Genomic DNA, 15,053 nt, shown 5'->3' with positions numbered 1-15,053 from the left:
CTTCGAATCGACCCTATGTCCAACTCGCCACACGAGGCGCCCGCTCTTTCCGCTCACGAAGACCACCCCGGCTGGCGCGCGTTTCTCAACAAACGCATGTTGATTTGCGTGTTTATCGGCTTCACGTCGGGGCTGCCGCTCTTCACGCTCGTCTATCTGGTCCAGGCGTGGTTACGGACCGAAGGCGTGAACCTCAAAGAGATCGGCCTGTTTGCGCTGATCCAGTTTCCTTACACCTGGAAATTCATCTGGGCACCGCTGATGGACCGCTACGTGCCGCGCCTGCCAGGCTGGCGCCCCGGGCGGCGACGCGGCTGGATGCTCGTCACGCAGTTGCTTGTGGCCGTCGCGATTGGTGCGCTTGGATTTACATCGCCGAAAGACCAGATCTGGACCGTCGCCGCGCTGACCGCGCTTGTCGCGTTTTTCGGCGCGAGCCAGGACATTGCAATCGATGCTTACCGCCGCGAACTCCTCGCCGATACCGAGCAAGGACTCGGCAACGCCGTCTTCGTCAACGCGTACAAGATTGCGGCGCTTATCCCCGGCTCGCTTGGGTTGATTCTCGCCGATCACCTGCCGTGGACCACTGTCTTCATCGTCACGGCGGCGTTCATGCTGCCGGGCATGGTGCTGACGCTCGTGGTCAAAGAACCTGAAATACACGGCACGCCACCCAAGAATCTACGCGATGCCATCATCCAGCCGTTTCGCGAATTCATCGCCCGGGATGGCTGGCGAACGGCGCTGCTGATCCTCGGTTTCATCTTCCTGTACAAGCTCGGCGACACGATGGCGACCACGCTCTCCACGTCGTTTTTCCTCGATATCGGCTTCAACAAGACACAGATCGGCGTCATCGCAAAGACCGTCGCGTTCTGGGCGAGCCTGGCGGGCGGCATCGTCGGCGGCGTGTGGTTGGTGAAGATCGGTATTTCGCGCGGGCTCTGGATCTTTGGTGTGCTGCAGATCGTTTCCACGCTCGGCTTTGCGTGGCTTGCGAAAATCGGGCCGTCGCCCTTGGCGCTGGCCGCACTCTACGGGTTCGAAACCTTCGCCACCGGCCTCACCATGGCCGCGTTCGTGGCTTACATAGCGAGCACGACCGATCCGCGATATACCGCCACGCAATTCGCGCTCTTTACGAGCCTCGCGTCGGTACCACGGACGCTGGCGTCGGCATCGAGTGGCTTTGTGGTCGCGCAAACCGGCTGGTTCGAGTACTTCATGATCTGCGCGGCGCTGTCTATTCCGGGCATGTTACTGTTGCCGAAAATCGCGCCCTGGAGACCTGTCCGATGAAGGTGCACGCCTTGATCCGCGTCGCCGCTTGCGCCGTCGTGCTACATGCTGGCCTGAGCTTCGCGGCATCTGGGGCGTCCGATGCTGAGCCGGCTGCTGCAGCCAATGCACAACCACCCTATTCCACAGCCAGCGACCAGATCCGGTTCGGCAATGCGGCGTTGTTCCGCAACCTGATTTCATCGGCGACATTGGAACAGCAGTCCGCCGACGAATACGCTCAAATCCTTCGCGAAGCGCGGCGCACGAAGCATCTTCTCGGCGACGACAATCCGCTCGTGAAGCGTGCACGCGAAATTGCCAATCGCGAGATTCCGTTTGCGCTGAAGTGGAATGACCGCTCGAAGAACTGGAAGTGGGAAGTCAATGTCGTGCGTTCGGACGAGATCCGCATGTATTGTCTGCCGGGCGGCAAGATTGTGATTTATAGCGGATTGATCGACCGGTTGGGTCTCAACGATAACGAACTCGGCATGATGATCGGCCATGAGATTGCGCATGCGTTGCGCGAACATGCGCGTGACCGGCTGGGACGTCAGCAGGCGGCGCAATTAAGCACCGGAACGATTCCGCCGTTATTCGGTTTCGCCGATATCAGCTCGACCCCGCTGGGAATCGGCGAGCAGTTGCTGGCCATGCGATATACGCCCGCCGATGAAACCGAAGCCGATGTGATCGGTAGCGAGATTGCATCGCGTGCGGGTTACGATCCGCGCGCCGCCATCACGTTATGGAAGAAGATTGATGCGCGTACGCGGCGCACGCCGAACGGTTTTATCTGGATGCATCCGTATGACGCTGCGCGCGTACACGACCTGATGAAACGCTTGCCCGACATGATGCCGTTGTACGCAAAAGCGATCGGGAAAACGGTGGACCAGTTGCCCAATTACGCGGGAATGGGCCGGTTCAAGAAGCCGCGGCTTTAGATTTTCCACTCGTAGTCAATGATCAGCGGCGCATGGTCGCTGAACTTGATATCGCGGAAAACGGAAGTCGCCGCCGCCGTGTCCGCCACGCCCTTCGTCGCGATCTGGTAATCGATCCGCCACCCTACGTTCTTCGCGTAAGCCTGGCCGCGATTGCTCCACCACGTATATTGCTCAGGCCGCTGGTCCAGCGTTCTGAAGACATCCACGTAAGCTTTTTCATCGAAGAGTTGTGTGAGCCACGCACGTTCTTCCGGCAGGCAACCGGAGTTCTTCTGGTTGCTCTTCCAGTTCTTGATGTCGATTTCCTTGTGTACGATATTCACATCGCCACACAAGATCACTTCGCGCTTTTTCGCCAGCTTCTCCAGATGCGGCATGAACTCGTCCATGAACCGATATTTGGCCTGCTGCCGTTCTTCGCCGCTGGAGCCCGACGGCACATACACCGATATCACCGATAAATCCCCAAAGCGCGCCTCCACATAACGCCCTTCCGGATCGAATTCCTCGCTGCCAAAACCGATGATCACTTCATCCGGTTCGTGCTTCGTATAAAGCCCCGCGCCGGAATAACCCTTTTTTACAGCGTGCTGGAAGTAACCCTGAAAACCGTGCGGTGCGAGAAATTCCGGCGTGAGATCGTCTTGCGAACACTTGATCTCCTGCACACAGACAACGTCAGCATCCTGCTCGCCAAACCAGTCGAAGAAACCCTTCTTGGCGGCCGACCGAATGCCGTTCAAATTAGCGGTGATGACACGAAACATGAAGCATCCTTGTATGTTGGTGAACTACTCGACCTTGATCCCTTTCAGCGACTCTTTCGCCGGCGGATATTCGAGCTTCAAACCCTGCAGCGTGCGCACCATCAATTCCCCGATCATCACGTTGCGGTGCGTCTTTGAATCGGCGGGAATCACGTACCAGGGCGCAATATCCGTCGATGTCGCGCCAAGCGCGTCTTCATAAGCCTTGCAATACTCGTCCCAGAGTTTGCGGGCATCGAGATCCGATGGGTCAAACTTCCAGTGCTTCTCGGGATTATCAATACGCGCCTGCAAACGCGCCTTCTGCTCGTCCTTCGATATATGCAGAAAGCACTTCACGATCGTCGTGCCGTTTTCGGCAAGCATCGCTTCGAAGTCGCGAATCTGCCGGTATCGGCGTTCCCACGCTTCTTGATCTATCTGTTTCAGCACGCGCGGCACGAGCACGTCTTCATACTGGCTGCGATTGAAAATGGCGAACTCGCCTGCCGCCGGCACTTGCGAATGAACGCGCCAGAGAAAATCATGCGCGGCTTCGGTTTCGGAAGGCGCCTTGAACGGCACGACACGCAAACCCAGTGGATCGACTTCGTGGAAGACACCGCGAACCGTGCCGTCCTTGCCGCTCGTATCCATGCCTTGAAGGATCAGCAGAATGCGATGCGAGCGTTGTGCGTGGAGTTTTTCCTGCAAGCCATCGAGTGCTGAGCTCAACTCGCTCAACCGCTCGCGATCCGCGTCTTTCGCGCCGGACGAAAACGGCTTCGACGCAGTATCGATGGAAGCCAGATCAAACGGCTCGATCTTCTTGCCGTCGAAATACGGCACGCGATAATCGTCCAGCTCAGGTTTTTTAGCCACGCGTGCGGTTCTCGGTTGATCTCGGTTGATAAAAGAAAGGGTTGCTGCCAGACAAAACCCGACAGCAACCCGCGAATAGTCCAGCCGTCAACTCAAGAGGATAGTTTCTTCTTCAAAAGCTCGTTGACCTGCTGCGGATTCGCCTTGCCCTTGGTCGCTTTCATCGCCTGGCCGATCAGCGCGTTGAACGCCTTTTCCTTACCTGAACGATACTCATCGACGGACTTCTGATTCGCGGCCATCACCTCATCGATGATCGCTTCCAGCGCGCCCGTATCCGAAATCTGCTTCAACCCCTTCGCTTCAATAATGCGGTCGGCGGCGGTGTCGTCGGTGGCTTTCTCTTCCCAGATCGCCTGGAAAATATCCTTGGCGATCTTGTTGGAGATCGTGCCGTCGGCCACGCGCTGAATCACGAGCCCGAGTTGCGCGGGAGAAACCGGCGAGTCCGCAATATCCAGCGAATCGCGGTTCAGTTGCGACGATACTTCGCCCATCAGCCAGTTGGCCGCGAGCTTCGCATGCGTCGGCCCGACTACGCCAACAACGCTTTCAAAATACGCCGACATCCCCTTCGACGACGTCAGCCCCGCCGCGTCATACGGCGTCAAACCGTATTGCTCGACGAAACGCGTTTGCATCGCTTCAGGCAACTCCGGCAATTCGCTGCGAACCCGCGCGATCCACGCTTCATCGATGACTAAAGGCATCAGGTCGGGATCGGGAAAATAGCGGTAATCGTGCGAGTCTTCCTTGGTGCGCATCGACCGCGTTTCGCGCTTGTCGGGATCGTAGAGACGCGTTTCCTGCACCACCTTCCCGCCGTCTTCTATCAACTCGATCTGCCGCCGCACTTCGTACTGAATGGCCTCTTCAAGGAAACGAAACGAGTTCAGGTTCTTGATCTCGGCACGCGTACCGAATTCGGCTTGCCCGACCGGGCGCACGGAGACGTTCGCGTCGCAACGGAATGAGCCTTCCTGCATGTTGCCGTCGCAGATACCAAGCCATTGCACGAGACTGTGCAGGCTCTTGGCGTAAGCGACTGCTTCGGCGGCGCTGCGCATTTCAGGTTCCGTCACAATCTCGAGCAACGGCGTGCCTGCGCGATTCAAGTCGATACCCGTCATACCAGCGAAGTCTTCGTGCAGCGACTTGCCTGCATCTTCTTCCAGATGGGCACGCGTCAGGTTGACGGTTTTTTCGTATGCGGCGGCACCCGTTTTTTCGTTGGCCGGCACCTGGATCGTGACGCTGCCGCCCTGCACGACCGGAATCTCAAACTGGCTGATCTGATAGCCCTTCGGCAAATCGGGATAGAAATAATTCTTTCGCGCGAAAATGCTGCGCGGCGCAATGGTCGAGCCGACCGCAAGACCAAGACGAATCGCACGCTCCACAGCGCCGCGGTTCATCACGGGCAACGAGCCCGGCAATGCCAGATCCACCGGACAAGCCTGCGTGTTCGGTTCAGCGCCGAACTGCGTGGGCGCGCCCGAAAAAATCTTGGAGACGGTCGACAGCTGCGCGTGCGTCTCCAGTCCTATAACTACTTCCCATTGCGTACCCATACTCATACTCCTGCCGGTGATTGCACGTGCCAGTCCGTCGCGCGCTGGAAAGCGTCGGCGACCTGCAGCAATCGGGCTTCGTTGAAATAGTTGCCAATGATTTGCAAGCCGACCGGCCGCGTGGAATGCGCGCTGCCGGCAGCGCCAAAACCGCACGGCACGCTCATGCCCGGCAAGCCGGCAAGACTGATCGAGAGCGTGTAGATATCGGCGAGATACATCTGGACGGGATCGTCGGCTTTTTCACCGAGATTCCATGCCACCGATGGCGCCACAGGTCCCATGATCACATCGCAGTGATTGAATGCTTCCTGGAAATCCTGCGCGATGATGCGGCGGATTTTCTGCGCCTGCAGGTAATACGCGTCGTAATAACCGTGCGACAGCACGTACGCGCCCACCAGTATCCGGCGCTTTACTTCCGGCCCGAAACCTTCGGCACGCGACTTCTTGTACATATCGAGAAGGTCGGTGTATTCAGCCGCGCGATGCCCGTAGCGCACGCCATCGAAACGCGACAGGTTCGACGAAGCTTCCGCCGGCGCGATGATGTAATACACCGGAATGGACAGCTCGGTCTTCGGCAGCGACACCTCGACCAGCGTTGCACCGAGCGCTTCGTATTGCTTCAGGGCGACGTCAATGGCGGCACGCACTTCAGCGCTCAAGCCTTCGCCGAAGAACTCTTTCGGCAAGCCGATGCGCAAGCCGGCGAGCGGTTTGGCCACGTCCGTACCGGACCAGTTCTGGCCGATATAGCGCGTGTAATCTTCGTCCTCGCGCTGGAGGCTGGTTGAATCGCGCGGATCGAACGACGCAATGGCGTTGAGCAACAGCGCGCAATCCGACGCGCTGCGGGCCATGGGTCCGCCCTGATCGAGCGACGACGCGAACGCGATCATGCCGTAACGCGAAACGCGCCCGTACGTCGGCTTGATTCCGGTAATGCCGGTGAACGACGCCGGTTGGCGAATCGAGCCGCCGGTGTCAGTGCCGGTGGCAGCCGGCGCCAAGCGTGCGGCGACCGCCGCAGCCGAGCCGCCCGATGAGCCACCCGGAACGGCTTTCCGATCCCAGGGGTTCTTGACCGGGCCGAAGTACGAATTCTCGTTGGACGAACCCATCGCGAATTCGTCCATGTTGGTCTTGCCGAGCGTGACCACGCCTGCGTTCTTGAGGCGCTCCACAACGGTAGCGTCGAACGGGCTCGCGTAATTGGCGAGCATTTTCGAACCGGCCGTGGAGGTCCAGCCGCGCGTGACAAACACGTCTTTATGCGCGATCGGAAGGCCGGTCAGCACACCTGCTTCGCCCTTGGCAATCAGCGCATCCGCTGCTTTCGCCTGCTCGAGCGTGAGTTCAGGGTCGACGCTGATGAACGCGTTGAGATCCTTCGCTGCGTCGATGCGCTGCAAAAAAATCTGCGCGAGTTCGACGGCGGAGAGAGTCTTTGCGTCGAGTGCCGCGCGCAGTTCGGTCAAGCTTTTTTGATGCATTGCGTTCTTCCTGATGGGCGCCGGATGCCCGATATCGGGTCCCGCGCGCCTTTTTGTTTTCGTGCTTTTCGTACGTATATTGCAGTGCCTCAATTACATTGCCTCGGAGGCGCAACTCAAAGCACGACGTTCATTCGATCACTTTAGGCACGAGATACAACCCATCGCGCACGGCGGGCGCGGGCCGTTGGAACTCTTCGCGGTTTACATGCTCTGTAACAACGTCATTTCGCAAACGCAGCTCGGCTTTCTCGATCTGTTCGATCGGATGAGCAAGCGGTTCGATACCCGTGGTATCCACCGCCTGCATTTGCTCGACGAGACCGAAGAAGTCGTTCAGCCGCGCCAGCGTGGGTTCGGCTTCTTGCTCGGGCAATTCGAGCCGTGCGAGGTGTGCAATGCGTTTTACATCGGTCAGGGTCAGAGACATTCGATCACCGGTTTTTTTCGACTTACACGCTGATAAACAGCGCGACTGCAAGAGCATCTAGAAGAGAGACCCCAATTCGAGATAAAGGAGCCCTTAAAAGCAGGCTTGACGGTGGCAAAATGTACCGCCCTTTTCCTACGAACACCCCAAAATTATAAGGTATCATTACGCGTTCGACCCAAATCCGGATCGACTTACCAGCGGCCCGTTCTTAGTTTCAGATTTTTAAGAAAAGTGCACGCCTGGTTCGCTTGCATCCTCCGGTAGATTTCTCCGCAGTCTTGCAATTTGCGTGGCCAAGAATGGGTCCCGCTGCAGGCTGTCATTTTTTTCCGCTGCCGTCCTTTGGCGCTCGAAGCGAGGCACGGCTCCCAGCGAGACAGGATTTTGAATGTTCGGTTTTTTGCGCAGCTACTTTTCAAACGATCTGGCGATTGATCTCGGCACCGCCAACACGCTGATCTACATGCGGGGCAAGGGCATCGTCCTTGACGAGCCATCGGTGGTTTCCATCCGCCAGGAAGGCGGTCCGAATGGCAAGAAAACCATTCAGGCCGTCGGCCGCGAAGCGAAGCAGATGCTCGGCAAGGTGCCGGGCAACATTGAAGCTATCCGGCCCATGAAGGACGGCGTGATCGCCGACTTCACGGTCACGGAACAGATGATCAAGCAGTTCATCAAGACTGCGCACGAATCGCGTATGTTCTCGCCTTCGCCGCGCATCATCATCTGCGTGCCGTGCGGTTCGACCCAGGTCGAACGCCGCGCGATCAAGGAAGCTGCACACGGCGCCGGTGCGTCGCAGGTGTACCTGATCGAAGAACCCATGGCTGCGGCCATCGGCGCCGGGTTGCCGGTGTCCGAGGCAACGGGCTCCATGGTCGTCGACATCGGCGGCGGCACGACCGAAGTGGGCGTCATTTCGCTCGGCGGTATCGTGTACAAGGGTTCCGTGCGCGTGGGCGGCGACAAGTTCGACGAAGCCATCGTCAATTACATCCGTCGCAATTACGGCATGTTGATCGGCGAGCAGACGGCGGAAGCCATCAAGAAGGAAATCGGTTCGGCTTTCCCGGGCTCCGAAGTCAAGGAGATGGAAGTCAAGGGCCGTAATCTTTCGGAAGGCATTCCGCGCAGCTTCACCATTTCGAGCAATGAAATTCTCGAAGCACTGACCGATCCGCTGAACCAGATCGTGTCGTCGGTGAAGATTGCGCTGGAACAGACGCCGCCGGAACTGGGCGCCGACATTGCCGAGCGCGGCATGATGCTGACCGGCGGTGGCGCGTTGCTGCGCGATCTCGACCGGTTGCTGGCTGAAGAGACCGGCTTGCCGGTGCTTGTTGCTGAAGATCCGCTGACGTGCGTCGTACGCGGTTCGGGCATGGCGCTCGAACGCATGGACAAGCTCGGCAGCATCTTCTCCTACGAGTAAGCCTTGACGCCTTTCATCAAGGCGCCAACAGCACGCACTCGCTCAAGGCAACAACGGCGACGTGCGCGAAGTATGCGACTTGCGCAATGGTTCACGTGGTCCGGCTTGATCCGGGCCGCGGCGAACAGCGCTGGGCAGGGCCGCGCCCCCACGCGGACCCGCAGCATCGAACCAACCGATCACGCCCTCGGCGCCGACCATGGAATACAGTCCGCCGCCACTATTTAAGCAAGGTCCATCCGCTCTCGCGCGATTGATCTTCTTCGTGGTGCTTGCCCTCGCCCTGCTGATCTCTGACGCCCGCTTCAACACGCTCGAGATCGTGCGCGGCGTGCTGGGAGCGGGTTTGTATCCGCTGCAGCGCGCGGCGCTCGTACCGCGCGATATTTTCATGGGTGCGGCCGACCTGGCCGTCACCAGCGCCACCCTGCGCACTGAGAACGGCAAGCTGAAAGAAAAGAACCTCGAGTTGTCGGTGAAAGCAGGTGACGCGACCCAGCTCACCGCCGAGAACGCGCATCTTCGCTCGCTGCTCGAGCTCGGCTCGCGGGCCAGTACGAAAACCACACCGGTCGAAGTCCAGTACGACACCCGCGATCCCTTCACGCAGAAAGTCGTGATCGGCAAGGGTTCGCAGCAAGGTATCCAGAACGGCGCGCCGGTGGTGAACGAAGACGGCGTCATCGGACAGGTCACGCGTGTGTTTCCGCTGCAATCGGAAGTCACGCTGCTCTCCGACAAAGACGAGGCCGTGCCCGTGCAGATCGTACGGACCGGATTGCGCAGCGTGATCTACGGCACGCCGAAGGGCGACACGCTCGATCTGCGTTTCGTGCCCATCAGCGCCGACGTACAAACCGGCGACGAACTCGTGACCAGTGGTCTGGACGGCATTTACCCGCCGGGATTGCCGGTGGCGAAAGTGGTTCGCGTCGATAAACAAGCGGATACCGCATTCGCCCGCGTAGTCTGCCTGCCGGTCGCACCGGTCCGCGGTGCGCGCCAGTTGCTTGTGCTGCACTACGAGATCAACCAGCCGCCAAATCCGGAAGAAGCCGAGGAAGCGGCCGCGGCCAAGGAAGCGAAGGACAACAAGGGCAAGAAGGGCAAGGCGGCGCCGGCGAAAAGCGCCAGCGCGGCCGCCCCTGCGGCTGCCGCTGCGGCGAGTACGCCCGCCGCGAAAAAACCTGAACCGCCGGCGGCAGTGAAGAAAACCGAACCCGCCGCCGTGAAGAAAGCTGAAAAATCCGAGCACGCCAGGAAAGCTGAACCTGTCCGCAAGCCCGCGCCCGGAGTAGCACCATGAACCGTCCGCAATACATCCTGCAGCCGGTCAATCCGTACTTCATTACGTTCAGTCTGGCGGCAGCGTTCCTGTTGAACCTGATGCCTTGGGGCAGAACCTTCGGCATCCCGGATTTCGTCGCGGTCGTGCTGCTGTTCTGGAACGTCCATCAGCCACGCCGCGTGGGCATGGGTATCGCGTTCATGCTGGGCATGCTCATGGACGTTCACAATGCCAGTCTGCTCGGTGAGCACGCGCTCGCGTATACGCTGTTGTCGTATGGCGCCATCACGATCCACAGGCGCGTATTGTGGATGTCTCTGCCGGTGCAAACGTTCGTGGTCGCGCCTTTGCTGATCGGCGCGCAGATCGTGCCGTTCGTGATCCGCCTGCTGACGGGCGCGGCTTTTCCCGGCTGGGGTTATCTGATCGACGGGTTCGTGGAGGCTATCTTGTGGCCGGTCGCAAGTTTCCTGCTGCTGATTCCGCAGCGCCGCGCCACCGATCCCGACGACACGCGGCCAATCTGAGTTGACTAACAAGTTAACTAAGCGCCTGCTGCAACCGCTGCACGCCACACACGCGGTCCCCGCGAACATTGCATGACCGAATTTCAGAACGCCGAACAACAGTTATCGAAGTTTCGCCTGCGTGTGGCTGCCGCCGGCCTGTTCGTGTTCGTCTGTTTCGGGCTGATCGGCGTGCGCTTCCTGTATCTGCAGGTCTGGCATTTCAGCAAATACTCGCTGCAGGCCGATGAAAACCGCATCTCGGTCGCGCCCATCGTGCCGAACCGCGGCATCATCACCGACCGCAACGGCGTGGTGCTGGCGAAGAATTATTCGGCTTATACGCTGGAAATCACGCCATCGAAGATCAACACCACGCTCGACGATGAAATCGACCGCATCGCGACGGTGATTCCCGTCGATCAGCGCGACCGGCGGCGTTTTAAAAAGCTGCTGGAGGACTCGAAGAATTTCGAGAGCCTGCCGATTCGCACCCGCTTAACCGACGAAGAAGTCGCCCGTTTCACCGCACAGCGGTTCCGCTTTCCGGGCGTGGAAGTGCGCGCGCGGCTGTTCCGGCAATACCCGCTCGGACCCACGGCGGCACATGTGATCGGCTATATCGGGCGGATTTCGCAGCGCGATCAGGAACGTATCGACGAAGCGAGCGACCAGAACGACGCCGACACCGATCACTACGATCCCCGTGTGGACGCGAACAACTACAAGGGCACGGACTACATCGGCAAGATTGGTGTGGAACAGAGCTACGAAACCGAGCTGCATGGCCTGACCGGCTTCGAGGAAGTGGAAGTCACTGCCGGTGGCCGGCCCGTGCGCACGTTGTCGCGCACGCAGGCTACGCCGGGGAATAACCTGGTGTTGTCGCTGGATATCGCGTTGCAGCAGGTCGCCGAGCAGGCGTTCGCGGGCAAGCGCGGTGCGCTGGTCGCTATCGAACCGGCGACGGGCGATGTACTCGCGTTCGTATCGGCACCCAGTTTCGACCCGAATTCCTTCGTCGATGGCATCGACCAGCAGACCTGGGATTCGCTCAACAATTCGCCCGATCATCCGCTGCTGAACCGCCCGCTGCACGGCACCTATCCGCCTGGTTCCACCTACAAGCCGTTCATGGCGCTGGCCGCACTGACGCTGCACAAGCGCACAACCAGCTGGGGTTTCCAGGACCCGGGTTCGTACACGTTCGGCGGTCACACCTTCCGCAACGACGTGCGCGCAGGTCAGGGCTGGGTCGACATGAACCGCGCGATCGTGGTGTCCAACGACACCTATTTCTACATGCTGGCGCACGATCTCGGCGTGAACGCGATGGCCGGTTTCATGAAACCGTGGGGATTCGGCCAGATCACGGGTATCGATATAAACGGCGAAGCGCGCGGCATTCTTCCGTCCACCGAGTGGAAAAAGAAAGCGTATCGGAAGCCGGAACAGCAGCGCTGGTATGAAGGCGAGACGATCAGCCTGGGTATTGGGCAGGGTTATAACTCGTTCACGATCCTGCAACTCGCGCACGCCACGGCGACGCTCGCGAACGACGGTGTGGTCATGAAGCCGCACTTGGTCAAGGAAGTCGAGAATCCGATCAGCAAGGCGGTCCGCGTCACCGTACGCGATCCGAGCGACAAAATTGCGGTCAAGCAGGCGGATGTCGACTTCATCAAGCGTGCCATGGAAGGCGTGGTGACTACTGGTACGGGCGCCAAGATCTTCCGCGGCGCGCCCTATCAAGCGGCCGGCAAAACCGGGACGGCGCAGGTTTATTCGCTGCAAGGCGCGAATTATTCGCACAGCGCGATCGCGGAACGTCTGCGCGATCACGCGTTGTTTATTGCGTTCGCGCCGGCTGACCATCCGACTATCGCGGTTGCGTTGATCGTGGAAAACGGCGGCTGGGGTGCGGAATCGGCGGGCCCGATCGCTCGGAAAGTGCTCGATTATTATCTCGTCGACCGGTTGAAACCGGGCGCGGAAGCGGCGGCTGTAGCGGCAGCGGCATCAGCGACGGAAGATGCGAATGCACCGGTGATTGGCGGCGCGCAAAGCCCGTTGGACGCGGCGCTGCCAGCCTCGGTGGCGGGTGCGTCGCCGGCGTTCAAGCCACTGGCAGCGTCCGGTCCGGCGGCGGCAAGTGCGAGCGCTGGCGCGGCGGCGTCTGATTCGGCGGCGGCAACGGCTGCGGCTGCGTCTGCGTCTGCGCCTGCGAGCAGTGGGCCAGCAGCGGCATCGAGTGTGCCGGCTGCATCGGCCGTTCCTGTCGCGCCGAGCATGCTGCGCGCGCTCGAAGCGCCGCGCGTGCCGGTCGCGCCTATCATCACCGAAGCGCGCGAAACAGCGCGCCCGGCGACCGAAACGAAAACTTCGGCCACGGCCAACGCGAAAGAAACAACCCGCACCGCCGAGGTCCGCAAGGCGCCGGCAGCACCCACGCCCCCGCCGCGACCGAAAGAACCGGCGCCGACCGCCGCGATCCCGCGCAACACCGGCAAAAGCGCCATCCAGACGTTGACGCCGTCTGGCGGCATCGACGAGTAAAGGAGAATCGCCATGCAAGCGCTGCAATTCGACAAGCGCGTCTGGCTCGAACGCGCGAAGCGCATGTTCGCGGGCTTCGATAAACCGCTCGCGCTGATTGTGTTCCTGCTGCTGTGCGTGGGCATCGTGACGCTGTACAGCGCGAGCCTCGATGTCCCCGGCCGCGTAGAAGATCAGTTGCGTAACATCATGCTGACGTTCGGGCTGATGTGGATTCTCGCCAACGTGCCGCCGCCCACGCTGATGCGTTTCGCCGTGCCGCTTTACACCATCGGCATGGCGCTGCTGATCGCGGTCGCCACCTTCGGGCTGACACGCAAAGGCGCGAAACGCTGGCTGAACGTGGGCGTGGTGATCCAGCCCTCGGAGATCATGAAGATTGCGATGCCACTCATGCTCGCTTGGTATTTCCAGCGGCGCGAGGGCGGCATCCGATGGTGGGATTACATCGTCGGCTTCATCATCCTGATCCTGCCGGTCGCGATCATCGCCAAGCAGCCGGACCTCGGCACCGCCGTGCTCGTGTTCGCGGCCGGCCTCTTCGTGATCTATTTCGCGGGCTTGAGTTTCAAGCTGATCGTGCCGGTGCTCGTGGCGGCTGTGCTCATGGTCGCGAGTATCGGCGTATTCCAGGAGCGCATTTGCCAGCCGGAAGTGAACTGGCCGCTGATGCACGATTACCAGAAGCATCGCATCTGCACGCTGCTGGATCCAACCTCCGATCCGCTCGGCAAAGGCTTTCACACTATTCAGGCCGTCATTGCGATCGGCTCGGGCGGGACCTTCGGAAAAGGCTGGCTAAAGGGTACGCAGTCGCATCTGGAGTTCATCCCTGAAAAACATACCGACTTCATTTTCGCGGTGTTTTCGGAGGAGTTCGGGCTCGCGGGCGGGCTTGTGCTGCTATTCCTTTACATGGCGTTGATCGCGCGAGGGCTGTTTATCGCGGCGGCCGGGGCGACGCTGTTCGGACGCCTGCTGGCCGGATCGCTGACCATGGCGTTCTTTACTTACGCGTTCGTGAATATTGGGATGGTGAGCGGGATCTTGCCGGTGGTCGGCGTGCCATTGCCGTTCATGAGTTACGGTGGAACCGCGCTGACAACGCTCGGCGTTGCGGTGGGGCTGATCATGAGCGTGTCACGGCAAAAGCGGCTGATGAAGAGCTAGCGTTTTTCCTAAGCGATCCGGTGCTTATGCTTAAGTAAAGCCCACGATGAATTGATCCATCATCGTGGGCTTTTGTTTTATTGCGGCTGTTCGTGTGCGAGTTCCGCGCTGAGTTGCTGGAACTTCAGCTTCGCCGCAGGATCGCCCTGGGCCGCCGCCGCCGCGTAATAGGCGCGCGCCACGTTGATGTTCTTCTTAACGCCATCGCCACCGCGCTCGTAAAACGATCCGGCCACGTATTGCGCGGTCATGTCTCCGCCTTCGGCCGCCTTCTTGTACCAGACGAACGCTTGAGCGTTGTCGCGCGGCGTGCCGCGGCCATCGAGGAACTGGTTCGCCAGCGCGAGCTCCGCCAACACATGGCCCTGGTTCGCCGCCCGCAAGAACCAGCGATGTGCCTCGGCCGGATCACGATCGACAAACTCGCCATCGTCGTACATCTTGCCGTACACGTATTGCGCTTGTGTCATGTTGGCGTCGGCGGCTTTGCGCAGCCACTTCTTGCCTTCGTCCACGTCGGCCGCGCCGCCTTCGCCGTTCACGAGCATCATCGCGTAATTGAATTCGGCGAGACGGCTGCCGTTCTTCGCGGCACGCAGAAACTCCGAGCGCGCGACGCTGAGATTGCCCGCGTTGTAATCGGCGACAGCGTTTTGCGTCGCCTTGTCACTGCCCTTGACCGTCTGTGCGCTTACCGCACTGCACGCCATCAACAACGCTACGGATACTGATATTGCGC

13 protein-coding genes are annotated in these 15,053 nt (G+C 60.0%); 7 read left to right on the top strand and 6 right to left on the bottom strand.

Annotation, left to right across the window (positions count from 1 at the left end; translation table 11 throughout):
* Positions 1–15: 15 nt before the first annotated feature.
* Positions 16–1,302, top strand: coding sequence for an AmpG family muropeptide MFS transporter (locus tag FH08_RS0103475; RefSeq protein WP_031356979.1), 1,287 nt, complete (start codon positions 16–18; stop codon positions 1,300–1,302).
* Positions 1,299–2,231 carry a M48 family metallopeptidase gene (locus tag FH08_RS0103470; protein WP_081889343.1) on the top strand — a complete coding sequence of 311 codons (933 nt, stop codon included), beginning with the start codon at positions 1,299–1,301 and terminating at the stop codon, positions 2,229–2,231. The genes FH08_RS0103475 and FH08_RS0103470 overlap by 4 nt, the downstream gene beginning before the upstream one ends.
* Here the strand turns inward: FH08_RS0103470 and FH08_RS0103465 are convergent.
* The 5 genes from FH08_RS0103465 to gatC form a co-directional block, all read right to left on the bottom strand.
* Positions 2,228–3,001, bottom strand: coding sequence for an exodeoxyribonuclease III (locus FH08_RS0103465; protein ID WP_031356977.1), 774 nt, complete (start codon positions 2,999–3,001; stop codon positions 2,228–2,230). The genes FH08_RS0103470 and FH08_RS0103465 overlap by 4 nt on opposite strands.
* Before the next feature lie 24 nt (positions 3,002–3,025).
* Positions 3,026–3,862, bottom strand: a complete 837-nt coding sequence (locus tag FH08_RS0103460; protein WP_031356976.1) for a polyphosphate kinase 2 family protein — start codon at positions 3,860–3,862, stop codon at positions 3,026–3,028.
* 92 nt (positions 3,863–3,954) lie between these two features.
* Positions 3,955–5,433 (bottom strand): Asp-tRNA(Asn)/Glu-tRNA(Gln) amidotransferase subunit GatB, encoded by a 1,479-nt coding sequence (gatB, locus tag FH08_RS0103455; RefSeq protein WP_031356975.1) that lies wholly within the window; start codon positions 5,431–5,433, stop codon positions 3,955–3,957.
* Positions 5,434–5,435: 2 nt separating this feature from the next.
* On the bottom strand, positions 5,436–6,929 hold the full coding sequence (gene gatA / locus FH08_RS0103450) for an Asp-tRNA(Asn)/Glu-tRNA(Gln) amidotransferase subunit GatA (RefSeq protein ID WP_031356974.1): 1,494 nt from the start codon (positions 6,927–6,929) through the stop codon (positions 5,436–5,438).
* Positions 6,930–7,059: 130 nt separating this feature from the next.
* A complete protein-coding gene (gatC, locus tag FH08_RS0103445) occupies positions 7,060–7,359 on the bottom strand; it encodes an Asp-tRNA(Asn)/Glu-tRNA(Gln) amidotransferase subunit GatC (protein ID WP_031356973.1) in 300 nt (99 codons plus the stop codon).
* 391 nt (positions 7,360–7,750) lie between these two features.
* Between gatC and FH08_RS0103440 the strand changes: the two genes are divergently transcribed.
* The 5 genes from FH08_RS0103440 to rodA all read left to right on the top strand — a co-directional run bounded on the left by FH08_RS0103440 (position 7,751) and on the right by rodA (position 14,314).
* On the top strand, positions 7,751–8,794 hold the full coding sequence (locus tag FH08_RS0103440) for a rod shape-determining protein (protein ID WP_017772379.1): 1,044 nt from the start codon (positions 7,751–7,753) through the stop codon (positions 8,792–8,794).
* A gap of 199 nt (positions 8,795–8,993) precedes the next feature.
* Complete coding sequence (gene mreC / locus FH08_RS0103430) at positions 8,994–10,100, top strand: rod shape-determining protein MreC (protein ID WP_031356972.1); 1,107 nt, start codon at positions 8,994–8,996, stop codon at positions 10,098–10,100.
* Positions 10,097–10,609 carry a rod shape-determining protein MreD gene (gene mreD, locus FH08_RS0103425; RefSeq protein ID WP_031356971.1) on the top strand — a complete coding sequence of 171 codons (513 nt, stop codon included), beginning with the start codon at positions 10,097–10,099 and terminating at the stop codon, positions 10,607–10,609. The genes mreC and mreD overlap by 4 nt, the downstream gene beginning before the upstream one ends.
* A 72-nt stretch (positions 10,610–10,681) precedes the next feature.
* Positions 10,682–13,144 (top strand): penicillin-binding protein 2, encoded by a 2,463-nt coding sequence (gene mrdA / locus FH08_RS0103420; protein ID WP_031356970.1) that lies wholly within the window; start codon positions 10,682–10,684, stop codon positions 13,142–13,144.
* 21 nt (positions 13,145–13,165) lie between these two features.
* A complete protein-coding gene (rodA, locus tag FH08_RS0103415; protein ID WP_031356969.1) occupies positions 13,166–14,314 on the top strand; it encodes a rod shape-determining protein RodA in 1,149 nt (382 codons plus the stop codon).
* Positions 14,315–14,391: 77 nt separating this feature from the next.
* On the opposite strand, the gene FH08_RS0103410 is transcribed toward rodA, so the two are convergent.
* Positions 14,392–15,024: a tetratricopeptide repeat protein gene (locus FH08_RS0103410; protein WP_235210282.1), complete on the bottom strand. Its 633-nt coding sequence runs from the start codon at positions 15,022–15,024 to the stop codon at positions 14,392–14,394.
* Positions 15,025–15,053 lie beyond the last annotated feature (29 nt).

The sequence above is a fragment of the Caballeronia sordidicola genome, from assembly GCF_000729995.1.
GTDB classification, from domain to species: Bacteria; Pseudomonadota; Gammaproteobacteria; order Burkholderiales; family Burkholderiaceae; genus Caballeronia; species Caballeronia sordidicola_A.
The sequence above is the reverse complement of the archived record's forward strand: the minus strand, read 5'-3'. Positions and strand labels throughout refer to the sequence as shown.